The organism is Streptomyces sp. NPDC043896 (assembly GCF_056435605.1).
In genome coordinates this window covers 410974-434547 of the sequence record NZ_JBWKEE010000001.1, presented here as the reverse complement: position 1 = coordinate 434547, position 23574 = coordinate 410974, and the positions used below count along the sequence as shown (strand labels likewise).

At 73.8% G+C, this 23574-nt stretch carries 19 protein-coding genes; 7 read left to right on the top strand and 12 right to left on the bottom strand.

Translation table 11 applies throughout. The features are described from left to right. Window positions 1-59: 59 nt before the first annotated feature. The gene (locus AC069X_RS02065; protein WP_478724089.1) at window positions 60-2150 is read left to right on the top strand and encodes a TPM domain-containing protein; all 2091 of its coding nucleotides are present in this window, start codon (window positions 60-62) and stop codon (window positions 2148-2150) included. Window positions 2151-2191: 41 nt separating this feature from the next. Beyond that, window positions 2192-2908, top strand: coding sequence for a PspA/IM30 family protein (locus AC069X_RS02060; RefSeq protein ID WP_478724087.1), 717 nt, complete (start codon window positions 2192-2194; stop codon window positions 2906-2908). A gap of 18 nt (window positions 2909-2926) precedes the next feature. On the opposite strand, the gene AC069X_RS02055 is transcribed toward AC069X_RS02060, so the two are convergent. From AC069X_RS02055 to AC069X_RS02025, 7 genes are all read right to left on the bottom strand, one after another. Next, window positions 2927-5545, bottom strand: coding sequence for a SpoIIE family protein phosphatase (locus AC069X_RS02055; protein ID WP_478724350.1), 2619 nt, complete (start codon window positions 5543-5545; stop codon window positions 2927-2929). 194 nt (window positions 5546-5739) lie between these two features. Continuing rightward, entirely contained in the window at window positions 5740-6168 is a 429-nt protein-coding gene (locus tag AC069X_RS02050) for an ATP-binding protein (protein WP_478724348.1), read from the bottom strand. 155 nt (window positions 6169-6323) lie between these two features. Beyond that, window positions 6324-6770, bottom strand: a complete 447-nt coding sequence (locus AC069X_RS02045) for a (deoxy)nucleoside triphosphate pyrophosphohydrolase (RefSeq protein ID WP_478724085.1) — start codon at window positions 6768-6770, stop codon at window positions 6324-6326. Window positions 6771-6802: 32 nt separating this feature from the next. After that, entirely contained in the window at window positions 6803-6997 is a 195-nt protein-coding gene (locus AC069X_RS02040) for an SPOR domain-containing protein (protein WP_478724083.1), read from the bottom strand. A gap of 297 nt (window positions 6998-7294) precedes the next feature. Further along, complete coding sequence (locus AC069X_RS02035; RefSeq protein ID WP_478724081.1) at window positions 7295-8047, bottom strand: GntR family transcriptional regulator; 753 nt, start codon at window positions 8045-8047, stop codon at window positions 7295-7297. 137 nt (window positions 8048-8184) lie between these two features. After that, window positions 8185-9348, bottom strand: a complete 1164-nt coding sequence (locus AC069X_RS02030; RefSeq protein WP_478724079.1) for a DUF4190 domain-containing protein — start codon at window positions 9346-9348, stop codon at window positions 8185-8187. 167 nt (window positions 9349-9515) lie between these two features. Beyond that, window positions 9516-11087, bottom strand: coding sequence for a S8 family peptidase (locus tag AC069X_RS02025; RefSeq protein ID WP_478724077.1), 1572 nt, complete (start codon window positions 11085-11087; stop codon window positions 9516-9518). A 274-nt stretch (window positions 11088-11361) separates the two neighbouring features. Here AC069X_RS02025 and AC069X_RS02020 point away from each other — a divergent pair, with 274 nt between their 5' ends. The 3 genes from AC069X_RS02020 to AC069X_RS02010 all read left to right on the top strand — a co-directional run bounded on the left by AC069X_RS02020 (window position 11362) and on the right by AC069X_RS02010 (window position 14483). Continuing rightward, a complete protein-coding gene (locus AC069X_RS02020) occupies window positions 11362-12474 on the top strand; it encodes a threonine synthase (protein WP_478724075.1) in 1113 nt (370 codons plus the stop codon). A 64-nt stretch (window positions 12475-12538) separates the two neighbouring features. Then, window positions 12539-13357, top strand: a complete 819-nt coding sequence (locus AC069X_RS02015; protein WP_478724073.1) for an isocitrate lyase/PEP mutase family protein — start codon at window positions 12539-12541, stop codon at window positions 13355-13357. A gap of 172 nt (window positions 13358-13529) precedes the next feature. Then, window positions 13530-14483, top strand: coding sequence for an EamA family transporter (locus AC069X_RS02010; protein WP_478724071.1), 954 nt, complete (start codon window positions 13530-13532; stop codon window positions 14481-14483). Between the two features lie 7 nt (window positions 14484-14490). On the opposite strand, the gene AC069X_RS02005 is transcribed toward AC069X_RS02010, so the two are convergent. The 4 genes from AC069X_RS02005 to AC069X_RS01990 form a co-directional block, all read right to left on the bottom strand. Continuing rightward, window positions 14491-15282, bottom strand: a complete 792-nt coding sequence (locus AC069X_RS02005; RefSeq protein WP_478724069.1) for a trypsin-like serine peptidase — start codon at window positions 15280-15282, stop codon at window positions 14491-14493. Further along, a complete protein-coding gene (locus tag AC069X_RS02000; protein ID WP_478724067.1) occupies window positions 15279-16364 on the bottom strand; it encodes an alpha/beta hydrolase in 1086 nt (361 codons plus the stop codon). The genes AC069X_RS02005 and AC069X_RS02000 overlap by 4 nt, the downstream gene beginning before the upstream one ends. A 153-nt stretch (window positions 16365-16517) precedes the next feature. Further along, complete coding sequence (locus tag AC069X_RS01995) at window positions 16518-17660, bottom strand: alpha/beta hydrolase (protein WP_478724065.1); 1143 nt, start codon at window positions 17658-17660, stop codon at window positions 16518-16520. A gap of 136 nt (window positions 17661-17796) precedes the next feature. Next, entirely contained in the window at window positions 17797-18234 is a 438-nt protein-coding gene (locus AC069X_RS01990) for a MarR family winged helix-turn-helix transcriptional regulator (RefSeq protein WP_478724063.1), read from the bottom strand. Between the two features lie 77 nt (window positions 18235-18311). On the opposite strand from AC069X_RS01990, the gene AC069X_RS01985 reads away from it, so the two are divergent. Continuing rightward, complete coding sequence (locus AC069X_RS01985; RefSeq protein WP_478724061.1) at window positions 18312-19310, top strand: SMP-30/gluconolactonase/LRE family protein; 999 nt, start codon at window positions 18312-18314, stop codon at window positions 19308-19310. A gap of 4 nt (window positions 19311-19314) precedes the next feature. Here AC069X_RS01985 and AC069X_RS01980 read toward each other — a convergent pair whose 3' ends face one another. Next, a complete protein-coding gene (locus tag AC069X_RS01980; protein ID WP_478724059.1) occupies window positions 19315-21705 on the bottom strand; it encodes a xanthine dehydrogenase family protein molybdopterin-binding subunit in 2391 nt (796 codons plus the stop codon). 256 nt (window positions 21706-21961) lie between these two features. Here AC069X_RS01980 and AC069X_RS01975 point away from each other — a divergent pair, with 256 nt between their 5' ends. Continuing rightward, window positions 21962-23560, top strand: coding sequence for a PucR family transcriptional regulator (locus tag AC069X_RS01975; protein WP_478724346.1), 1599 nt, complete (start codon window positions 21962-21964; stop codon window positions 23558-23560). The last annotated feature ends 14 nt before the right edge of the window (window positions 23561-23574 follow it).

Here is a 23574-nt window from a genome sequence, read left to right as displayed (position 1 = left end):
CGGCCACTGCCGGCAGCCTCCGGGTGCGGAGGGGGCGGGCGGGCCATAGCCTCCCAACTGTGTATCCGCTGAGAGGGATCGCCGCCCGCAGCGCCCTGCTGCTCGCCGCCGCGCTGCTCGTGCTCGGCGCCCCGGCGGCGGCGCCCGCCCGCGCCGAGGATCCCGTCGCGCTGGAGCGGCAGGGGCAGGTCACCGACCGCGTCGGCGCGCTCGGCGACCGCCGGGCGGCCGTGGCCGCCGCCCTCGACCGGCTCTACTCCGCCCGGCGGATCCAGCTCTTCGTGGCGTACGTCCGCGACTTCTCCGACCGCTCCCCGCAGAGCTGGGCCGATGCCACCGCCCAGAAGAACGGCCTCGGCCGGGACGACGTGCTCCTCGCGGTGGCGACCGGCGCCCGCCAGTACGCCTATTCGGCCGATGTGGACTCCGGTTTCACCGAGGCGCAGCTCGCGGACGTGGCCCGTACCGCCATCGAGCCCGCCCTGCGCCAGAACGACTGGGCCGGCGCCGCCATCGGCGCGGCGAACGGCTACGAGGCCGTGCTGGGCGGCCGGCCCGTGCCGGTGCCCGCCGTCACCCCGGGCCCGGCCGATCCGGGCGGTGGCGGGCGGGCCGACGGCCAGACCGGGGCCGGGGACTTCGTGCTGCCGGTGGTGGCCGTCGGCGCGGCCGGGGCGCTCGGGGTGTACGCGTACCGCCGCAGGAAGCGCGGCGGGGCCGACCGGGGCACGACCACGGCCCACGCCGGCTGGGACGGCGGGCGCGCGGAGCCGACGCCGCTGCCCGAGCTCGACGCCCGGGCGAAGGCCCTGCTGGTGGAGACCGACGACGCGGTGCGGACCAGCACGGAGGAACTGGGTTTCGCGACGGCCCAGTTCGGCGAGGGGGCGGTCGGCACCTTCACGGAGGCCGTGGCGTACGCCCGGGACGAGCTGACGCACGCCTTCCGGCTGCGCCAGCAGCTGGACGACGCCTATCCGGAGGACGACGCCACCCGGCGCCGGATGCTGGACGAGATCGTGGCCCGCTGCACGGAGGGCAACCGCAGGCTCGACGCGGAGTCGGCGGCCTTCGACCGGCTGCGGGACCTGGAGAAGAACGCCCCGCAGGCCCTGGCCACCGTGGAGGCGCACTTCCGGGCGCTGGCCGGCCGTACGACGACCGCCGAGGCGACCCTGACGGCGCTGCGCGCCCGGTACGCGGACTCGGCGTCGTCGCCGGTGGCCTCCCATGCCGAGCAGGCCGAGGACCGGCTGCTGTTCGCGACGACGAACCTCGGCGAGGCGCGGGCCGCGGTCGACGCCGGGGACAACGGCCGGGCCGCCGTGCACGTACGGGCCGCCGAGGGGGCGGTGGACCAGGCGGCGACCCTGGTGGACGCGGTCGAGCGGCGGGCGCAGGAGCTGGCGGAGGCGGCGGGCAAGCTGCCGGGCGCCCTCACCGAGACGGAGACGGACCTCGCCGACGCGCGCGGCCTGCTCACCGGTACCGCCGCGGGCTCCGCCACCGGGGACCTGCGGGGGCGGATCGGCCGGGCGGAGGCCGTCCTGGCCGACGTGCGGCGGGAGCAGGAGGCCGGCCGGTACGACCCGATCGACGCCCTGCGCCGGGTCGAGGAGGCGGACGCGGTCCTCGAAGAGGCGCTGGCGGGGGCGCGGGAACAGGAGTCGGGCCGCAGGCGGGCGGCGGCGCTGCTGGACCAGGCGCAGTTGTCGGCCCGCAGCGCGATCGGCGCGGCGACGGACTACGTGACCACCAGCCGGGGCGCGGTCGGCAGCCAGGCCCGGACCCGCCTGGCGGAGGCGCAGCGGCACCTGGGGCGGTCGGTGTCGCTGGCCGGCCAGGATCCGGCGGGCGCCCTGGCGGAGGCGCAGCAGGCGGACTCCCTCGCCCGGCAGGCGCAGCAGCTGGCGGAGCAGGACGTGCGGGAGTACCGGAACCCGTACGCGGGGCAGCGCGCCGGCGGGGGCCGGGGCGGGGCGGTACTGGGCGGGATCATCCTCGGCGAGATCCTGCGCGGCGGCGGCCGGGGCGGCTTCGGCGGGGGCGGCGGCGGCTTCGGGGGCGGCTTCGGCGGGGGCGGCAGCGGCCCCGGCTCGTACGGGGGCGGCGGAACCCGTGGCCGCATGGGCGGCGGCGGCCGCTTCTGAACCGGTACCAGGCGGACCCGAACCCACCAGGAGAACCCCTCATGAGCAAGCAGACCGTCCTCGGCCGCGTCACCCAGCTGGCGAAGGCGAACATCAACGCCCTGCTGGACCAGGCGGAGGACCCGCAGAAGATGCTCGACCAGCTGATCCGCGACTACTCGAACAACATCTCGGAAGCCGAGCAGGCGGTGGCCACGACGATCGGGAACCTGCGGATGCTGGAGGCCGACCACAAGGAGGACGTGGACGCGGCGGCCGAGTGGGGCGGCAAGGCCCTGGCGGCCAGCCGGAAGGCGGACGAGCTGCGCGGGGCGGGCGCGGCGGGGGACGCGGACCGCTTCGACAACCTCGCGAAGGTGGCGCTGGGCCGGCAGCTGCAGTCGGAGAAGGAGGCGGCGACGGCGGAGCCGGTGATCGCCGCCCAGTCGGAGGTGGTGGACCGGCTGAAGGCGGGTCTGGCCTCGATGAAGGACAAGCTGACCGAGCTTGAGGCCAAGCGGGACGAGCTGGTGTCCCGGACGAAGACGGCGCGGGCGCAGAACACGATGCTGGACGCGGTGAAGAGCATCGACGTGCTGGACCCGACGAGCGAGCTGCACCGCTTCGAGGAGAAGGTCCGGCGGGAGGAGGCGATGGCCATGGGCAGGTCGGAGCTGGCGGCCTCCTCCCTGGACGCGCAGTTCGAGTCGCTGGAGGACCTGGGCAGGGCCTCGGAGATCGAGGCCCGCCTGGCCGCCCTCAAGGACCGGGCGGCCTGACGCGCCCGGCGGCCCCGCTCAGCCGTACATGCTCAGCAGCTGTTCCGCCGACAGTTCGGTGACCGCCTCCCCGGGCTGGCCGCCCGGCATCGGGAGCGGCAGTTCGAACCAGACGGTCTTGCCCCGGTGGGTGCGGCGGGTGCCCCAGCCGGCCGAGAGGAGGCCGACGAGCTGGAGGCCGCGGCCGCCCTCGTCGGTGTCCCGGGCGCGGCGGCGCCTGGGCTGGGCGAGGTTGCCGTCCCAGACCTCGCACACCAGGGTCCGGTCCAGCAGCAGCCGCAGCCGGATCTCGCCCTCCCCGTACCGCAGGGCATTGGTGACGAGTTCGCTGACCAGCAGTTCCGTGGTGTCGAGGAGCCCCTCCAGGCCCCATGCGGGCAGCTTGGCCCGGGCCAGTTCCCGGGCCCGGCCGACGGAGCGGGCCTCGCGGGGCAGCTGCCAGTCGCCGACGGCGTCGACGGGCAGGCCCTGGACGCGCGCCATCAGCAGGGCGATGTCGTCCTCGCCGTGCCGGGTGTGGAGGGTGTTCAGGACGTGGTCGCAGACCTCCTCCAGGGGGCGGGACGGATCGGCGACCGCCCCGCGCAGCCCGCGCAGGCCCTCCTCCAGGGGGTGGTCCCGGGATTCGACCAGGCCGTCGGTGTAGAGGGCGAGCAGCGCGCCCTCGGGGAGGTCGACCTCGACCTCCTCGAAGGGTTCGCCGCCCACCCCGAGCGGCATCCCGGTCGGGATCTCCAGCAGCAGCCCGGGGCGCGGGTCGGTGCCGTCCTCGGCGGGTTCGACGAGGACGGGCGGCATGTGGCCGGCGTTGGCGATGGTGCAGCGCCGGGTCACGGGGTCGTAGACGGCGTAGACGCAGGTGGCGAGGTAGACCTCGGAGCGGTCGGCGTCGCGGGAGTGCAGGGCGGCGCGCGAGGCCTGCTGGGCGCCGCCGGGGGCACCGAGGCCGCGGGCGACCTCGTCGAGGGCGGTGAGCACCTCGGCCGGTTCCAGGTCGAGCAGGGCGAGGGTGCGTACGGCGGTCCGCAGCTCGCCCATGGCGACGGCGGCGCGCAGGCCGCGGCCCATGACGTCGCCGACGACGAGGGCGGTGCGGTGCCCGGGCAGTTCGATGACGTCGAACCAGTCGCCGCCGACCTCGGTGGCGGCGTTGCCGGGGAGGTAGCGGCAGGCGATGTCGAGGCCGGCTGCCTCGGGGTCGCCGGGTGGCAGCAGGCTGCGCTGGAGGATCAGGGCCCGTTCGTGTTCGCGCCGGTAGAGGCGGGCGTTGTCGATGCAGACGGCGGCGCGGGCGGCGAGTTCCACGGCGACGGCCCGGTCGCGTTCGCCGAAGGGCTCGCTGCCCTTCGTCCGGGAGAACTGGGCGAGGCCGACCACGGTGTCGTGGGCGACCATCGGGACGATCAGCGTCGACTGGACGAGGTCGTCGGGCCCGCCGCCCTCGACCAGCCGGGGCCGTGCCGTGCGCAGGGCGATGGCTCCGGGTGAGGCGGCCGGGTAGCGGTGGGTCTCCCCGACGGCCACCAGTGCGCCGGGCCCCGAGAGCGGGGCGTCGGACACGGCGGAGGCGAAGGCCACCCGGCGCAGCTTCGCGGAGGGTGCGCGGCGGGCGCCCTGGCCGGGGAGGGAGGGCACGCCGGGGCCCTGAGGCCGGGCGGGGCGGTCGTCGTCGCCGATGAGGAGCCCCTGGTAGAGGTCGACGGCGGCGAGGTCGCAGAAGCCGGGGACGGTGACGTCGAGGAGTTCGCGGGCGGTGGTCTCCAGGTCGAGGGAGTTGCCGATGCGGTGCCCGGCCTCGTTGAGGAGGGCGAGGTTGCGGCGGACCCCGGCGGCCTCGCGGGCGGCGAGGTGGCGGCGGGTGACGTCGGTGCCGAGGCCGGCGACGCCGATGGGGCGGCCGGTGCCGTCGTGCACCCGGTAGAGGTTGATGGACCAGTGGCGGTCGTCGCGGCTGCGCGGGGTGGCGCCGGTGATCCGCAGGTCGGTGACGGATTCGCCGGTCTCCAGGACCCGGCGCAGGGCTTCGGCCATCCGGTCGGCCTCGTGGGGCGGCAGGTAGTCGTGGACGGTCCGGCCGCGGTGTTCCGCGACCGTGCCGCCGAAGACGGTCGCGAAGCGGCGGTTGGCGCGCTGCACGGTGAGGTCGGTGCCGAAGAGCAGGAACCCGAAGGGAGATTGGCCGAATATGGCTTGGGATGCGGCGAGGTCGGATTCGATGCGCCGGAGCGCGCGCACGTCCACGACGACGCACAGCGCGGCCCGCTCGGCGCTCTCGGTCTGGGTCGGCATCACATAGATCTCGGCCACGCCGTGGGCGCCGTCGCCCCCGGGGATCCGGAAGGGGATCAGGCCGGTCCACTCCTTGCCGTCGAGGATCTCGGCGACCTTGCGGTGGCCGCCCTCGCGCAGCTCGGGCGGCATGAAGGCCTCGACGGGGTCACGGCCGACCGCCTGCGCGGCGCGGAGCCCGAAGAGCTCCTCGGCGCGCAGGCTCCACTGGTCGATGAGCCCGTCAGGGCCGATCGAGAAGGACGCCACCTTGATGTGGTCGTATATCGAGCCAGGCGGACTGCTGTGCCACAGGGAGTCGTGCAAAGACTCCCCGGGCACGCGGGCCTGATGTGTCTGCGCAGGTATCTCGCTCACGCGACCGTCCCCTCCAGCTCACCGCAACCGGACCGGCCATGACCGAAGTATTCAGCACCACGGCCCCGTACGGCACGGCGTTCACGATCACAAAAGGGTCCCGTTGTTTTCCGGCCACGTCGGGTGGTCATCCCCGACGCCGCCCGGGGGACCCGCTGCCGCCCTTGCTTGTGCCCTTCTTCTTGTTACTCACCAGGAAGAGCCAACTCGAACCACACGGTCTTCCCCGATTTCCCGTGCCGGGTTCCCCAGCGGCGCGCGGAGACGGCGACGAGGTGCAGCCCGCGCCCGCCCTCGTCGTCGGGCGTCGCGATGCGCTCGCGGGGTGGATCCGGAAGCGGATCGGAGACCTCCACGAGCAGGGCCGGGCCGCCTGCGAGATCCGGCGCGGCCGGATTGCGCCGCACCAGACGGACCCCGATGGGGCCGGAGGCGTAGCGCAGGGAGTTGGTGACCAGCTCGCTGACCAGCAGAACGGTCACGTCGCCGACGGAGTCGAGGCCCCAGGAGCGGAGGGTGCCGCGCACGGCGTGGCGTGCGGTGCGGACGGCACCGGGCTCGGCGGGGAAGGCCCACTCGGCGCATTCACCGTCTGTGTCGATCACGCCGATCACTTCCCGGGCCACCAGCGACCCCAGTCCGGTTCGTCGGGGACGAAAAGGGCGAGGAGATAGGGACTAATAGCGACATACCCGATATTCGGGGCGCCGTACCACCCGATCCCCCGCGCACCGGCGCACTGTGGCGCAGACGGCCTAGAGCGGGAGCCTCACGCGCCCCGGTGCGCCCCGCCGTGCGACTCGGTGCCGACCCCGGTGCCCACCCCGGCGCGCAGCCGGCGGCCCGCCTCCTCCACGAAGGGCCGGTCCTGGTCGAGCCAGTCCACCGAGTCCAGCTCGTGCGGGGCGAGCCAGCGCAGCTCGTCGTGGTCCTCCAGCGGGGCGGGTTCCCCGGACAGCAGCCGGGCGGTCCACACGTGCAGGACCAGGCCGGGCTTCAGCGGCCACTCCCCCGGGATGCGCTCCAGCGCCTCGGTCTCGACGCCGAGCTCCTCGCGCAGCTCGCGCACCAGCGCCTCGGGCACGGTCTCGCCCGGTTCGGCCTTTCCGCCCGGGAGCTCCCACCGGCCGGCCAGCTCGGGCGGCGCACTGCGCCGGGCGGCCAGCAGGCGCCCGTCATGACAAAGGGCTCCGCCCACGACCACTCGTACAGTCATGGGCGGAGCCTATGCCAGCGCCCTCATCCGGTTCAGTTGGTGGTGGCGGTCTGGCTTTCCTGTCCGATCCGCTCGACCCAGTAGAGCTGCTTGTGTCCGCGGTCGTCGAGACTGTCGACGACCTTCTGGGCCTCGGCCCGGGTGGCGTAGCGGCCCACCCGGTAGCGGTTGCCGTTGTCGTCCTGACGTATGACCAGCCATGGGAGCAGGGCACCGCTGTCGGTCATCGCGCTTCACCCTCCGCCGCTGTACCTGCCCAGGAAACCGCATTGCGCATATGCCCGAGCTTACGCCCGACCTTTACGGAACGGATACGGTTTTTCACGAAGAGGTACCTGGGGGGCGTACGCATCCGGCCAGGCGTACGAGCGGGCGGTGCGCGCCGGTCCGGGCCCGGCGCACGCGGCGCACCTGCGGGCGGGCGACGTGGGGGCCGGGGTCCGCCGCAGGACCCCCACTCGAACAGGGGTCCGGGACACGCCCCGGACCCCTGGGATACGACCGAAAATCCGGCCCGCGACCGGTTACCGGACGGGCAGGTGGTACGAGAGGCGGTAGCGGTCCGCCGGGACCACCACGTCCGCGGTCTCCACCGCGCGGCCGGACGCGAAGTACGTACGGCTCACCACCAGCACCACGTGCCCCGGGACCCCGCCCAGCGACATGATCTCCTCGGCCAGGCCCGGCCGGGCCCCGACCTCCTCGACCACGTTGTCCACGACCACGTCGATGGCGGCCATCCGGTCCACCACCCCCGAGCCCCCCAGCGGGCCCTCCTCGGGCAGCATCACCGGGGTGCGGCCGGTCACGGCGAGGGGCTCCCAGGAGGTGGAGAGCATCATCGCCTCCCCCGCGTCGCGGAAGACGTACCGGGTGCGCATCACCCGGTCCCCGGGCTCGATGCCGAGCCGCTCGGCGATCCCGGCCGGCGCGCCCGTCTGCTCGCTGCTGGACTCCCAGGTGCCGCGCGCCCCCGCCTCGGCCTGCTCCTGGCGGAACGGCGTCGAGGCCCCGGCCGCCCGGTACCCGGAGCGGGCGACCCGGCGCGGCACGGGCTGTTCCCGCACGTACGTACCGGACCCGGAGCGGCCCTCGACGAGCCCCTCCGCCATGAGGACCTTGCGCGCCTCCAGGGCCACGGTGTCGGAGACCCCGTACTCCTCGCGGATCCGGGCCTGGGAAGGGAGCCGGGCGTGCGGGGGCAGGGACCCATCGACGATCTTCCGACGCAGATCCCCGGCGACGCGCAGATAGGCCGGCTGCTCACCGAAAGTCACGAGCCACTCCCATCAGGTTGACAGACAGCTACACCCTGGCAACCGATGGTTGAGCAGCGCAAGCACGGGCCAGAGTTTCACCCGATGTGATGAACCCAGGTCACTCAAACCCCTTACCGCGCGTTACCCACTGGGCCTCAGACGGACTCGTGCGAAGGTCCGCGCCCGGAGCCCGCCCCCGCCCCGTCCGGGTCCGGCCTCACCCACTCCGGAACCCGCGTCGAGAGCCCGTACGCCCCGCGCAGCGCCTTCTCCGCGTCCACCGACAGCGCCTCCAGCGCCGCGTCCCACGACCGCTGGAAGTCGGCCGGCCGCGACGCCCTGGCCGCCCGCTGCCACTCCTTGCGCGCGGCCCCGACCGCCTTGAGCTGGGCGCCCGCAGCCGGCCCCGTGCCCTCGCGCGCGGTCACGCCCTGGAGCATCCGCTCCTGCGCCGCGAGCGCCTCGTCGACCTGCCGCGCCCACGCCCGGTACTCGGACAGCGCCTCGTCCAGGTCCCGCTCCGGCGCGCGGCCCAGCGCCTGGTCCGTCGCGTTCAGCGCGGCCAGCAGGGTCACCTGGTCGCCCGTCAGCATGCCCGGATCCTTGCGCAGACTGCCCCGGTGTTCCTCCGTCGACGTGCCGATCAGGCACAGCAGCCTGCGGTCACCGCCCTGCCAGCTCTCCGCCGAGGGGGTGAAGTAGAACATCTCCGCGTACTCGGGCAGCGCCCACGTGTCCATCGCGTACTGGTCCTGCGCCTTCCAGCAGGTGTCCGCGGCGCTCTCCTTCAGCTTCCCCCGCCCCGGGAAGCCGCCGGGGCCGAGCGTCACCGCGGAGGTCACCTCGGCGTCGTGCACCTGCTCGCAGTCGACCACGTAGGTGAAGCGGGAGTCGTCCAGCAGGTCCCCGCCGGGGACGTTGAAGCAGTCGCCCGCCCGCAGCTCGTCCATCCCCGTCAGCCGGCCTTCGACCTGCTCCGGCTCCCGCGCCTCGCCCAGCCGGGCCGTGAAGTGCTCCGCGTAGCGGGAGACGCCGGTCACCAGGAGCGCGGTCGTCAGCACCGAGACCACCAGGCCCGTGACCGCGAGGGCCCGGCCCCGCTCCCCCTTGCGCGCGATCTGCACCAGCGCCACCACGCCGAAGACGATGCCGAGCGGCGGGAAGCAGAGCAGTCCGACGAGCAGCGAGGCCAGCGCGAGGCCGTTGAGCGCGGGCGGGTGCCCGTACGCGGGCGGCTGCCCCCACACGGGCGGCGGCGACGGCGGCGGCCAGGAGTGGCCCGGTCCGGCGGGGGGATGCGGCGGGGGCGGGGTGCTCACCGGGTGAGGTACTCCATCACTGGGGGCGCGAACGAATGCGCGAAATAGTACGCAGCGGGGGCGACCGACCAGTCGGTCACCCCCGCGTTCATCGCGCGATCCAGCCTGTTATCGCGCCCCTCGCCACCCGGTCACCCGGGCGGAGGACCTGGGCTCCGGGCCCGCCGTCAGAACTGCAGCGACCAGGAGTCGATCTTGCCGGTGTCGATGTTGGCGTTGTCGTTCACCCGCAGCTTCCACACCCCGTTGGCCACCTCGGACGAGGCGTTCACCGTGTAGCTCCGGATGATGTTGTCGGCGCTGCCGCCGCTGCGGTTGTGCAGGTTGTAGAGCGTGCCGTCGGGGGCGACGAGGTCGACCTTCAGGTCACCGATGTAGGTGTGCTTGATGTCGACCGAGACGTTCAGCGCCGCCGGGGCGTTGCCGGAGATCCCGCTGACGGTGACGGGCGAGTCCACCGTGGCGTTGTCGTTGATCGCGTAGTCGGCGGTGTTCTCGAACTTGGTGCCCGGGTTCGGCGGCGTGGTGCTCCCGCCCACGTTCAGCAGGCGGTTCGGGGAACCGGTGCCGGGGCTCGTGACCACGTTCGGGGTGGCCGCCGCGACCAGGGCGTCACGGACCTGCGCCGGCGTGCTCGCCGGGTTCTGCGAGAGGTGGAGGGCCGCGGCGCCGACGACGTGCGGGGTGGCCATCGAGGTGCCCGAGATGGTGTTCGTCGCGGTGTCCCCGGTGGCCCACGCGGAGGTGATGGAGGAGCCCGGCGCGAAGATGTCCAGGATGGAGCCGTAGTTGGAGAAGCTGGACTTCGCGTCGGTGTTGGTGGTCGAGCCCACGGTGATGGCCTCGGCGACGCGCGCCGGGGACTTGGTGGAGGCGTCCGTGGACTCGTTGCCGGCCGCGACGCCGTAGGTGATGCCCGCGGCGATCGAGTTGCGCACGGCGGTGTCGAGCGCGGAGTCGGCGCCGCCGCCGAGCGACATGTTGGCCACGGCCGGCTTGACGGCGTTGCGGGTCACCCAGTCGATGCCGGCGACCACCTGGGCCGTCGTACCGGAGCCCTGGTTGTTGAGGACGCGGACGCCGACGATCTTCGCCTTCTTGGCCACGCCGTACGCGCCGCCGGCGACGGTTCCGGCGACGTGCGTGCCGTGGCCGTGGCCGTCCTGGGCGGTGTTGTCGTTGTCGACGGCGTCGAAGCCGTCGGAGGCGCGGCCGCCGAAGTCCTGGTGCGTGACGCGGACGCCGGTGTCGATGATGTAGGCGGTGACGCCCTCGCCGGCCTTGTCCGGGTAGGTGTAGCTCTGGTCGAGCGGGAGGGCGCGCTGGTCGATGCGGTCCAGGCCCCAGGACGGCGGGTTGGGCTGGGTGGCGTCGACGGTGAAGGTCCGGTTCTGCACGACGGACTGCACGGCCGGGTCGGCGGCGAGCTTTCTGGCCTGTGCCTCGGAGACCTCGACGGAGTAGCCGTTGAGGGCGGCGCTGTAGGTCCGGTCGATCTTCGCTCCGTACCGCTTCGCGACGGCCTTGCCGCTCTCGGCGGTGGAGCGGGCGACGGAGTCCTTCAGGGTCACGATGTAGCTGCCGGGGACGGCTCCGGCGACGCCGGCGTTCTCGATGACGCCCTGGGGGCCGTCGGCCGCGGCGGCCGGGAGGGCCGCGGCCGCGCCGAGCGCGAGGGCCGCGACCGCGGTCGCGCTGATGCCGGCGATCCTCCGGCGGGTGTGACGCTTCACGGACATGTGGGGGGTCCTCCTCGTGCGGGGATGGTCGGGGGTGCCGTGCGGCGGTGCGCGGTGCGGCGTACGAGGTGCGGGTGCGGCGGTGCGGCGCTGTCGGGACACGCGGAAGAACCACGCACAGGCATGTGCATGACAACGAATTCCGTCCCAACGGGCCGTCGCCTCCGAAAGGTTGACCCACTGTGCGTCCTCCCACAAGAGCACAACGGATGCACAACGGACACGTAACATCTGCGCCATACAACGGCCATGAACGAGCAAAGGTGCTCCGCACATGACGCACGCACTTCCCGGTTACGTCTGCCCCGAGGACGGCACGCACGCGGACGTGGGCACCGCCCCGTGGTGCTGCCCCCTCTGCGGCGGACCCTGGGACCTCGACTTCACGCCCGATCCGGCCATCGCCCTCGAACCGGCGGCGGGACCCCCCTCGTTGTGGCGGTACGCGCCCGCGCTGCCGCTGCCGGGGGCGTTCTCGGTCTCGCTCGCGGAAGGGCACACCCCGCTGGTGCCGCTCGGGGAGCGGATTCACGCCAAGCTCGACTTCCTGATGCCGACGCTGTCCTTCAAGGACCGGGGTGCCGTCATGCTCGCCGAACTGGCGCGGCGGCTGGCTCCGGAGCGGGTGATCGCGGACAGCAGCGGCAACGCGGGGACGTCCGTCGCGGCGTACTGCGCGCGGGCCGGGCTGAGTTGTGAAGTTTTCGTGCCGGAGGGCACCTCGGAGAAGAAGACGGAACAGATGCGGGCGCACGGAGCGTCCGTACGCGTCGTCGCGGGCGGCCGCGAGGCCACCGCGCGGGCCGCCCGGGCGGAGGCGGACGAGCCCGGCGTCTTCTACGCGAGCCACGTCTTCAACCCGTACTTCCTGCACGGCACGAAGACGTACGCGTACGAGATCTGGGAGGCCCTCGGCGGGCGGCTCCCGGAGGCGCTGGTCGTCCCCGTCGGCAACGGCACCCTGCTGCTGGGCGCCGCGCTGGCGGTGGAGGAGCTGGCCCGCCGCGGAGTACGGCCGCCCGCGCTGATCGGGGTGCAGGCCGAGGCGGTGTCCCCGCTGGCGGCGGCCTTCACCGCGGGCGCGGAGGACGCCGGGGCGGTGCCGCAGCTGCCGACCCTGGCGGAGGGCATCGCGATCCCGGCCCCGCCGCGCGCCCGGCAGATCCTGGCGGCGGTCCGCAAGTCCGGCGGCACGTTCCTGACGGTCCCGGACGACCGGCTGCGCGCGGCCCAGCGCGACCTGGCGCGGCGCGGGCTGTTCGTGGAGCCGACGGCGGCGGCCTGCTGGGCGGCGGTGGGCCCCGCCGCGCCGGGCGATCCCCTCCAGGGCCGCACGGCGGTCCTCCCGCTCTGCGGGGCGGGCGCGAAGACGGGGCCGGCCCCGTGAAAGAAGGGCTTCGAGGTCGGAAATCCGCCAGCCCGCGGGGCGGGGGTTCTGATCAACTGGGTACATGACCACCAACCTTGACCGCGCCGCCCAGGCCGCCGCCTTCACCGCGCTGCACACCCCCGCCGCCCCGCTCGCCCTCGCCAACGCCTGGGACGTCGCCAGTGCGCGGATCGTCGAGGCCGCCGGGGCGGCGGCCGTCGCGACCACCAGTGCCGGGGTCGCCTGGTCGCTCGGGGCGCCCGACGGGGACGCGCTCGCGCGGGAGCGGGCCCTCGACCTGATCGCCCGGGTCGCCGCGGCCGTGTCCGTGCCCGTCACCGCCGACATCGAGGGCGGCTTCGCCGCGGACGCCGCCGGGGTCGGCGAGACCGTCGCCGGGGTGCTGGCCGCCGGCGCGGTCGGCATCAACATCGAGGACGGCCACCGCGCCCCCGCGGAGCAGGCGGAGCGGATCGCCGCGGCCCGGGCCGCCGCCGACGCGGCGGGGGTCCCGCTGTACGTCAACGCCCGCGTGGACACGTACCTCTTCGGCCTCGGCGAGAGCGCCACCCGCCTCGACGAGACCCTGGACCGTGCCGCCGCCTACCTCGCCGCCGGCGCCACCGGCGTCTTCGTGCCCGGTGTCACCGACCCCGCCGTCATCGCGGAGCTCGCCAAGGGCGTCGACGCCCCGCTCAACATCCTCGTCGGGCCCGCCGCCCCGTCCGTCGCCGAACTCGGCGCCCTCGGCGTGGCCCGCGTCAGCCTCGGCTCCTGGGTGGCCGAGGCCGCGTACGCCGTGGCCCGCCGCGCCACCGAGGAACTGCTGGCCGGAGGCACGTACGGGGCGCTGGCCGGGGCCCTGCCGTACGGCGAGCTGAACGCCCTGCTCAGGGGCTGAGGGCGCCGCCCTGGAGCCGACGGACGGAGTCCGGCGCAGCGGGCCCGAAGCCCGCGAAGCGCCCCGGCGCCGAGCGGCGCGAGGACCGCGTCGGAAGAAGTGGGCTGAACGCCCTGCTCAAGGGCCGGGAAAACGAGAAGCGTGCATGAGGCAACGACCGTAGGATCCGGCCATGGGCACCTCGACTCCGACAGACGGCAAGGGCACCGGCACGGGTGCGGCCCCCGGCGCGCCGCGGCGCGGGACGACCGGGGCCGTGTGGACGGCCCTCACGCTCGTGTACGTCGTGTGGGGCTCGACCTACCTCGGCATCCGGATCGTCGTGCAGACCATGCCGCCCTTCCTGTCCGCCGGGGCCCGCTTCATCACCGCCGGCCTGGTGCTGGCCGGCATCGTCGCCTGGCGCTACGGGCCGGCCGCGCTCCGGGTCACCGGCGCGCAGGTCCGCTCGGTGGTCGTGGTCGGCCTGCTGCTGATCCTGGGCGGCAACGGCCTGGTGGTACTGGCCGAGACGTCGATCCCGTCCGGGCTGGCCGCGCTGCTGGTGGCGTCGGTGCCGATGTGGGTGGTGGTGCTGCGGGCGGTCACCGGGGACCGGCCGCCGCTGCGCACCCTGGCCGGGGTGCTGCTGGGACTCGCCGGGCTGGCGGTGCTGACCAGCCCGGGGCTCAGCGGGGAGATCCACCTGGGCGGGGTGCTGCTGGTGCTGGCCGCGGCGCTGCTGTGGTCGCTGGGCTCGTTCTCCGCCGGGCGGCTGCCGCTGCCGGAGAACCCGTTCACGGGCTCCGCGTACCAGATGCTCGCGGGCGGGGTCGCCGGGGTGGCCGTGGGGCTGATGCGCGGCGAGCACCACGGCCTGGACCTCGGGTCCTTCTCGACCGCCTCGTGGGTGGCCCTGGCCTACCTGGTGCTGATCGGGTCGGTGGTCGGTTTCACCGCGTACGCGTGGCTGCTCCAGGCGGCGCCGCTGTCGCTGGTGGCCACGTACGCGTACGTCAATCCGGTGGTGGCCGTGGCGCTCGGCGCGCTGGTCCTGTCGGAGCCGCTGACCCCGCCGATCCTGCTGGGCGGTGCGGTCGTGGTGGCGGCGGTGGGCGTGATCGTGAGTACGGAACGCCGGAAGTAGGTGCCGGTCAGCCCTGGGCCGCCCGGTCGTACAGGGCCTTCGCCTTCTCGTCGTACAGCGCGGCCGTGGAGTCCACGTCCGTTTCCCCGCCGCTGAGCACCCCGATCAGCCGTCCCGGCTGCCCCGTGCCGCCGCGGTCGGCGATCCAGGGGCTGCCGCTGGTGCCCGTCCAGAAGCCCGCGCAGCTGATGTAGAGCATGTCGGGGTCGTCGAGGTCGTGGCGGGTCTGGGTGGTGCAGGAGACGGGCTTGTTCTGCGGGTTGTGCTCGGACTCCGGGTAGCCGACGACGGTGACCTCGCGCTCGTACCCGGAGGTCCAGTCGGGGGCGGGGGCCTCCCCCTTCCCGCCGACCGCCTCCTGGACGCTGCGTCCGTCCTCGTCGGGCTCGATGGTGAGGAAGGCGAAGTCGGCGGTGTCCTCGCCCCACTTCGTCCAGCGGTCGTCGACGTGGATCGAGCGGACCTTCCACACGCCGAGGGGCTGGGTGCCCGGGCCCTCCCCGGAGAAGGCCGGCGCGAAGGCGAGCTCGCCGATGGCGAGGCCGTCGTGGGCGACCTCGCCGGGCACTCCGTCCTCGCCCGCCGGGGCGACGCAGTGCGCGGCGGTCGCGACGACGTTGCCCCGGGGGCTGTCGACCACGCTCGCCGTGCACCAGTGCTCCCCGTTGGCCATGAGCACGCCGACGGTGGGGAAGGGGTGCACCGGGCGGTCGCCGGGCGCCTTGAGGAACGCGACGGCGCACACCATCGCGATCCCCGCCGCGGCGGCCGCCGTGGCCCCCTTCACCACCGGGGTCATCGCACGGCGGGGTCGGGTGTCGGTCCCTGCATCACCTTGCTGATCCACTCCAGGGAGCCCTCCCTCATACCGCGTACGTACGACTTCCCGTTGTGCTCACCATCCTGGATCACCTGGAGCCGGGTGTGCACGGGGCCCCTGCCGTACTCGCGCATGAACCGCTCGGCGAGCTCGCGGCCGCTCTCCTTCGTCCCGATCTGGAAGTTGATGTACACGTCCGGCCCGCCCTTCTTGATCAGCTTCTCGGCGAGCTTCTCGGGGTTGTTCTCGTCCATGGCCTGCCGGTTCCCCTTCCACAGCGGGGAGTCGGGGACGATGTCGACGCCGCTGGCGATGACCGCCTTGAAGCGCTCGGGGTACTTCAGGACGTGTTTGAAGGCGCCGAAACCGCCCGAGGAGGAGCCCATGTAGGCCCAGCCGTCGCGGGAGGTGAAGGTGCGGAAGTTGGCCTTCGTGAAATCCGGGACGTCATCGGCCATCCAGGTGCCCATCTTCGGCTGGCCGGGGATGTCCGATCCGTCGAAGTGGTTCTTGGTGTCCGCGTTGATCACGGGCATGACGAGGATGAACGGCAGGCTGGTGCCGGCCTTGGCGCCGTCGATCACGGCCTGCTGGAGGCCGAGGCCGGGGCCGGTGCCCCAGTAGTTCTTGGGGTAGCCGCGGCCGCCGGGCAGGGAGATCAGCACCGGGAAGGCGCTCTTGGCGTACCGGGGCTCGTCGTACTCCTTGGGCACCCACACCCACACGTCGCCGGTGAAGCCGGACTTCGGGCCGGTCAGGGTGGTCATCCCGATCTGCGTGCCGTCGGGCAGCCGGCTGGTGCGCGTGAACTCCGCCTTCGGGCCGGTGGGCATCTGCACCCCCGGGCGGATGTCCTCGGCCGCGGCGGACTCCTGGATCTTCCCGAAGGAGACGGGATCCCCTATGTCCGAGAAGAGGCCCGCCTTGTACGCCGCGCCGCCCCCGGCGGCGAGGGCGAGCGCGAGTCCGCCGGCGATCAGGATCTGGCGCCGTCGCGGGCGCCGGGGGCGACGGCGGCCCTCGGTCGTGGAGCCGCCGTCGCCTTGGTGGTCATACTGCACGGATTCGTTCCCGTTCCTTCTCCGGCGCCCTGGTCGGGCGCGGGTCGGACCGACTGGTCCCCCTTGACACCTGTACAGAGGTGTGAACGACCGTATGGGTTGCCTGGGACCGGGGCGACGTGGCGAGGGCCACGTGGCGGATCCCGGCGCCGGTCAGCCGGTCTCGGGCCTGGGACCCTTCAGCACCTTGCTGACCCACTCCAGCGAGCCTTCCTTCATGCCGCGCACGTAGTGCCAGCCGTTGTGCTCGCCGTCCTGGATGTCGCGGATGGTCGTCTTGACCGGGCCCTTGCCGTACTGCTGCACGAATTTCGTCATCCGGTCCTTGCCGGACTCCTTCGTGCCGATCTGGAAGTTGATGTGGACGTCCGGGCCGCCCGCCGCGATCAGCTTCTCGGCGAGCCTCTCGGGGTTGTTGGCGTCCATCTCCGCCTGGTGGCCCTTCCAGAGCGGGGAGTCGGGGGTGATCTCGCCGCCGCTGGCGATCACGGCCTTGAACTTGTCGGGGTGCTGGAGGAGCGTCTTCATGCCGACGAAGGCGCCGGAGGAGGAGCCCATGAAGGCCCAGCCGTCGCGCGACTTGTACGTGCGGAAGTTGGCGCGGGCGAAGGCCGGGACGTCCTCGGCGAGCCAGGTGCCCATCTTCGGCTGCCCGGGTATGTCGGCGCCGTCGTAGTAGTACTTGTTGTCCGGGTTGAGCACCGGCATGATCACGATGAAGGGCAGGCTGGTACCGGCCTGGACGCCCTCGGCGATGGCCTTCTGGAGGCCGAGGCTGCGGTCGGCCCAGTAGTTGGCCGGGAAGCCGTTGCCGCCGGGGAGTGCGATGAGGACCGGGAAGGCGCTCTTGGCGTACTTCGGGTCGTCGTACTCCTTGGGGGCCCAGACCCAGACGTCGCCCTCGAAGCCCGACTTGGCGCCGGCCAGGCGGGTCTTGGCGATGACCGTTCCGTCGTCGAGCCTGGCGGTCTGCTTGAACTCCGACTTCGGGCCGGACGGCAGCTGCACGTCCGGGTCGCCGGCGGGCGAGGGCGCGGCGGAGGGCTCGGCCCCCTTGCCGCCGCCGGTGGCGTTGCCGGCGTCCGCGGCGGCGGGCTTGCCGGGGTTTCCGGGCCTGCCGAAGCTGACGGCGTCGCCGTTGCCGGAGAACCACTCGTTCGCGTAGGCGGCGTACCCGCCCCCGCCGAGGAGCAGGAGGCAGGCGGCGCCGGCGCCGGCCCACATCACGCGCCGGGACTTCCGCCGGGCCGTGCCCCGCTCGGGCTCGTGGCCGGACGTCTGCTGGTACTGGTGCACGGACTTCGCTCCGAACGGTCGGCACGGCCCCGGACGGGACGGTGCGGCGGACTTCCCCCTGGTTGGGATGTGCGGATCCCGCGGGGAGTTCCACATCCTTGCCGGAACCCGGCCGGAACTTCAGGTTGCGGGGGCCTCACCGCAAGGTGTCGAGCACCTCCGCGCACCGCCCGAGCAGCGCGATGAGCTGCTCGCGCTCCTCCGCCGTGAGGGCGGCGGCGAGGGCGCTCTCGACCCGGACGGCACCGGTGTCGGCCAGCTCCATCGCGGCGCGGCCCTCCGGGGTGAGCCGGGTCTCCAGGACGTTGCGGTGCCACTCGTGCGGGGTGCGTTCGATGAGCCCGCGCTCGTGGAGGTTCTTCAGGACGGTGTTCATGGTGGGCGGTGTGACCCCGCAGAGCCGGGCGAGGGCGGCCGCCGAGATGCCGGGCTTCTCGGCGAGCCAGAGCAGGGCGGCGTACTGCGGAACCGTTACTGCGGCCGGCTTGCAGGCGGCGTTCTTGGCCGCGAGCAGCGCCTGCTCGGCGCGCTTGATGTGTGCGCCGATGCGCTCCTCGGGAGGCATGGAGGTCATTGCCGCATCTTATGACCCTTGCCAAGCATTAGAGCTCTAACTACTCTGCGAACACACTGATCAAGAAGGGTTCACCCATGCAGAAGCTCTCTCATGCCCTCGTCACCGCCGCGGCCGTCGCCCTGACCGCGGCCCTCACCACGGCGGCGGCCCCGGCGCCCGCCCCGGCCCCGGCCGCCTCCACCGCGTCCCCCGTGGGCACGGCGTTCACCCTCCCCGGCTCGAAGGTCTACCCGGAGGGCATAGCCGCCGACCCCCGCACCGGCACCGTCTACGTCGGCTCGTACGCCGACGGCACGGTGTACCGCGCCCGCCCGGGGGCCCGTACGGCCGAGGTCTTCCTCCCCGCCGGCACCGACGGCCGGCACACGGCGAACGGCCTGCGCGTCGACGCCCGGGGCCGGCTGTGGGTCACGGACTCCACGGCGGGGGTGGCGGTGTACGACACGGCGACGGGCGCCCGGCTGGCCCGCTTCGAGGTCCCGGCCGGCGCCCCGCACTTCGTCAACGACCTCACCATCACCCCGGACGGCACCGCCTACCTGACGGACAGCCTCCGCGCGGTGATCTACCGCGTCACCCCCGGGCAGCTGCGGACCGGCTCCGGCACCCTGACCGTGGCCCACGACCTGAGCGGGCACGTCACCCCGCCGCCGCCCGGAGGGATCACCCTCAACGGCATCACCTCGGACCGCGCGGGCCGCTACCTGCTGACGGTCGACATGACCGCGGGCGAACTCCACCGCGTCGACCTGCGCACGGGCGCCCTGAGCCGGGTCGCCCTCAGCGGCGGCGACCTGAAGGCCGCCGACGGCCTCCAGCTCTCCGCCACCGGCACCCTCCGCGCCGTCCACAACGTCACCAACACCCTGACCCGCTGGGAGCTCACCCCGGACGGCACCCGGGCCCGCCTGACCCGCACCCTCACGGACCCGTCCCTCCAGATCCCCACCACCCTGGCCCACACCCCGGGCCGCACCCTGGTGGTCCGCTCCCAGTTCGACAAGGGCGGCCCGATGACGCCCTCCACGGGCACCCCCACCACCTTCTCGGTGGCGGCGGTCCGGGGGTGGTGACCCCTCAGAGCCCCGTCAGGTGCTCCGGGCGGATCGGCGTCCTGTCCAGCTCCAGGCCCGTCGCGGCACGGATCGCCGCGAGGACGGCCGGGGTGGACGACAGGGTCGGGGCCTCTCCGATGCCGCGCACCCCGTACGGAGCCTCGGGGTCGGCCAGTTCGAGGTAGTCGACGGGGATGGCCGGGGTGTCGAGGATCGTCGGGAGCAGGTAGTCCGTGAACGAGGGGTTGCGCACCTTCGCGGTCTTCGGGTCCACGATGATCTCCTCCATCACGGCGACCCCCAGCCCCTGGACGGTGCCGCCCTGGATCTGGCCGACGACGGACAGCGGGTTGAGGGCCTTGCCCACGTCCTGGGCGACGGCCAGCTCGACGACCTTGACCAGGCCGAGTTCCGTGTCCACCTCCACCACCGCCCGGTGCGCGGCGAAGGCGTACTGGACGTGGCCCTTGCCCTGGCCGGTCACCCGGTCGAAGGGCTCGGTGGGGAAGTGCCGGAACTCCGCCTCGACCTCCACGGTCTCGTCGCCCAGGACGTCGACGAGGGTGGCGAGGACCTCCCCGCCGCCGGTGACCACCTTGCCGCCCTCCAGCAGCAGTCCGGCGCCGGCCCACGCCGGGTGCCGCGCGCCGAACCGGCGCCGGCCGATCTCCAGGACCTCCTCGCGGACGAGCTCGCAGCTGTTCTTCACCGAACCGCCGGTCATGTACGTCTGCCGGCCCGCGGAGGTCGAACCGGCCGAGCCCACCCGGGTGTCGGCGGGATGGATGGTGACCTGCTGGACGCCCAGTTCGGTACGGGCGATCTGCGCGTGGATGGTGACACCGCCCTGGCCGACCTCCGCCATGGCGGTGTGCACCATCGCGACGGCCTCGCCGTTGACGACCTCCAGCCGCACCTTGGCGGTCGAGTAGTCGTCGAAGCCCTCGGAGAAGGCGACGTTCTTGATGCCGACCGCGTAGCCGACGCCGCGGACGACGCCCTCGCCGTGCGTGGTGTTCGACAGGCCGCCCGGCAGCGCGCGCAGGTCGGCCGGGCCGCCCGCGGTCTCCCACTGGCGCCGCGGCGGCAGCGGGCGCTCCTTCACCATGCCCAGCAGTTCGGCGACCGGCGCCGGGTGGTGCACGACCTGCCCGGTGGGCATGACCGTGCCCTGCTCCATCGCGTTCAGCTGCCGGAACTCCACCGGGTCCATGCCCAGCTCCGCCGCGAGCTTGTCCATCTGGGCCTCGTACGCGAAACAGGCCTGGACGGCGCCGAAGCCGCGCATCGCGCCGCAGGGCGGGTTGTTGGTGTAGAGGCCGACCGCCTCGATGTCCACGTGGTCGATGACGTACGGCCCGGCCGAGAGGGACGCGGCGTTGCCGACGACCGAGGCCGTGGAGGAGGCGTACGCCCCGCCGTCGAGGACGATCCTGCACTTCATGTGGGTGAGCTTGCCGTCGCGGGTGGCGCCGTGCTCGTACCAGAGCTTCGCCGGGTGCCGGTGCACGTGCCCGAAGAAGGACTCGAAGCGGTTGTAGACCATCTTCACCGGCTTCCCCGTGCGCAGCGCCAGCACGGAGGCGAGGATCTGCATCGAGATGTCCTCGCGGCCGCCGAAGGCGCCGCCGACGCCGGCCATCGTCATGCGGACCTTCTCCTCGGGCAGGCCGAGGACGGGCGCGATCTGCCGCAGGTCCGAGTGCAGCCACTGGGTGGCGACGTAGAGGTCGACGCCGCCGTCCTCCGCGGGCACGGCGAGCCCGGACTCGGGGCCGAGGAAGGCCTGGTCCTGCATGCCGAAGGTGTACTCGCCGGTGACGACGACGTCGGCCCGGCGCGCGGCGGCGGCCGCGTCGCCGCGGACGATCGGCTGGTGGTGGACGATGTTGGGGTGCGGGACGTGGGCGGCGTGATGGTCGTCCCGGTTCTCGTGGACGAGCACGGCGTCCGGGGCGAGCGCCGAGGCCTCGTCGGTGACGAGGGGCAGCTCCCGGTACTCCACCTTGATCTTCGCCGCGGCGCGGCGGGCGGTCTCGGGGTGGTCGGCGGCCACCAGGGCGACCGGCTCGCCGTGGTGGCGGACCTTCCCGTGGGCGAGGACCGGGGTGTCCTGGAACTCCATGCCGTAGTACTTCACCGGCGCCGGCAGGTCGTCGTACGTCATGACCGCGTGGACGCCGTCGACGGTCAGGGCCTCGGAGACGTCGATGGACACGATCTCGGCGTGCGCGACGGTGCTGCGCAGGGTCTGGCCCCACAGCATGTCCTCGTGCCACATGTCCGAGGAGTACGCGAACTCGCCCGTGACCTTCAGGGTGCCGTCCGGGCGGAGCGTCGACTCACCGATGCCGCCCCTGGTGCGCGAGCCCTGGGTGACGTCGGTGGGGATACCGCTGGTGGTGCCGGCCATGATCGGACCGCCTCTCTCTGCGTGACGTGCCGGTGCCGCGACCCCCGTGCGCGGCATCCGGCTCCCGCGTGGCCGAAACCGCTGTCGGCCGCACGCAGAGCAGTAGACACAGGGCCCGGGGGCGCGAGGCAGTCACCGATCCCTCAGAACCGACTCCTCCGCCGCCTGTGGACGACCGTGCGTTCCGCCCGGGGCACCGCTGTGAACTGCGGTGATCCGGCCCCGGGAAGGGACGCGGCGTGAGAGGGTGACGATCATGCGGCTGTGCGAACTCCTCGACACCACCGAGCTGGGGCTGCGTCTGCTCGTCGGCCGGGACATCGGTGAGGGGGTGCTGGATCGGGCCATCCGCTCCGTCCCGACCATCGACCTGGCCGACCCCGGCCGCTTCCTCGGCGGCGGGGAGCTCGTCCTCACCGGGCTGGCCTGGTGGCGGGCCGCCGGGGACGCCGAGGCGTTCGTACGCGTCCTCGCGCGGGCGGGCGTCACGGCCCTGGCGGCCGGGGAGGTCGAGCACCGGCTCGTCCCCCACGACCTCGTACGGGCCTGCCGGCGGCACGGGCTGCCGCTCGTGGCGGTACCGCCGGAGACCTCGTTCGCCGCGATCACCGAGCACGTCCTGCGCCGTCTCCGGCGCCGGGACGTCGGCAGCCTCGCCGCCATGGTCGAACGCCACCGGCGGCTGCTCGCCGACCGGGCGGCCCCGGATTCCGTACTGGAGCTGCTGCGGCACAGCCTCGGGCTCGACGTGCGCGTGCTGTCGGCGACCGGGCGCCAGATCGCCGGCGCCCGTCCCGCACCGCATCCCCGGACGGCGGCGGCGCTGGCCGCCCGCTACCTCGCGGCCCGCCGCGCCGGCGAGGCGGCGCCGTACCGGGCGCCGGTCGGGGAGCGGTTCCACTCCCTCGTGCCGGTCCCGGGCGGCGCCGGGGACGCCGCCGAGCTGGGCGACTGGATGGTCGTGGTGGAGGCCGACGTGTCGGGCTGGACCGCGGCGGGCGGTGAGCTCCTCGGCCGGGTCGCCGAACTGCTCACCGACGCGCGGTCCGCGCACGAGGAGGCGAAGGCGGCCCGCCGCGACCTGGCCCGCCGCTCCGTCGACCTGGTGCGCAGCGGCGTCCCCGCGGAGGAGATCCCGGTGCGGCTGCGCAGCACCGCGCAGGCCGTCATCAGCGGGGTCGGCCACTGGCCGCGCTGCCAGTTCGTGGTCGCCCGGGGCGTGCCCGCGCCGGCGCTGCGCGTCCTGCTGGAGGAGGCGCTGATCCAGGAGGGCGGCCCGGTGGCGGTGTCCGCGGAGGACATCGCCGCCACCGTCGACGGCGACGAGGCCGTGCTCCTCGTACTCGTCCCGGAGGCGGCCCTGGACTGCGGGGCCCTCCAGCGGCGGCTGTCGGCGGCGCTCGGGCGCTGGCTCGGCCCGGCCGAGGGGATCGGCGTCGGCGTCAGCGCCCCGGTGGACGACCCCGGCAACGCCCGCCGGGCCCTGGACGGGGCCCACCAGGCGATGCGGGTCGCCCTGGAGGGACCGGACCGGGTGACCGTACGCGGGCCCGGCGACCTGACCGCGCACATCCTGTCGCTGCTGCCGCTGATCCCGGCCGGGGCCCGCCGGGCGTTCGCGGACCGCCACCTGGGGCCACTGCGGGAGCACGACCGGCGCCACCGGACCGAGCTGGTGGCCACGCTGGAGGCGTTCCTGGACTGCGACGGGTCCTGGACCCGGACCGCGGAGCGGCTCCGGCTGCACGTGAACTCGCTGCGGCACCGGATCACCCGCGTCGAGCAGCTGACGGGCACCGACCTGGCCCGGCTGGAGACCAGGCTGGACTTCCTCGCGGCGCTGCGGGCCGGCTGAGCGGCGGCCCCCGG

Bases quoted from the DNA above. Each gene is read 5' to 3' on its own strand.
- AC069X_RS02010 (WP_478724071.1), top strand. From the start codon at position 13,530: ATGGGCACCTCGACTCCGACAGACGGCAAGGGCACCGGCACGGGTGCG.
- AC069X_RS02060 (WP_478724087.1), top strand. From the start codon at position 2,192: ATGAGCAAGCAGACCGTCCTCGGCCGCGTCACCCAGCTGGCGAAGGCG.
- AC069X_RS02025 (WP_478724077.1), bottom strand. From the start codon at position 11,087: ATGTCCGTGAAGCGTCACACCCGCCGGAGGATCGCCGGCATCAGCGCG.
- AC069X_RS02005 (WP_478724069.1), bottom strand. From the start codon at position 15,282: ATGACCCCGGTGGTGAAGGGGGCCACGGCGGCCGCCGCGGCGGGGATC.
- AC069X_RS02015 (WP_478724073.1), top strand. From the start codon at position 12,539: ATGACCACCAACCTTGACCGCGCCGCCCAGGCCGCCGCCTTCACCGCG.
- AC069X_RS01990 (WP_478724063.1), bottom strand. From the start codon at position 18,234: ATGACCTCCATGCCTCCCGAGGAGCGCATCGGCGCACACATCAAGCGC.
- AC069X_RS02040 (WP_478724083.1), bottom strand. From the start codon at position 6,997: ATGACCGACAGCGGTGCCCTGCTCCCATGGCTGGTCATACGTCAGGAC.
- AC069X_RS01980 (WP_478724059.1), bottom strand. From the start codon at position 21,705: ATGGCCGGCACCACCAGCGGTATCCCCACCGACGTCACCCAGGGCTCG.
- AC069X_RS02020 (WP_478724075.1), top strand. From the start codon at position 11,362: ATGACGCACGCACTTCCCGGTTACGTCTGCCCCGAGGACGGCACGCAC.
- AC069X_RS01985 (WP_478724061.1), top strand. From the start codon at position 18,312: ATGCAGAAGCTCTCTCATGCCCTCGTCACCGCCGCGGCCGTCGCCCTG.
- AC069X_RS01975 (WP_478724346.1), top strand. From the start codon at position 21,962: ATGCGGCTGTGCGAACTCCTCGACACCACCGAGCTGGGGCTGCGTCTG.
- AC069X_RS02045 (WP_478724085.1), bottom strand. From the start codon at position 6,770: ATGACTGTACGAGTGGTCGTGGGCGGAGCCCTTTGTCATGACGGGCGC.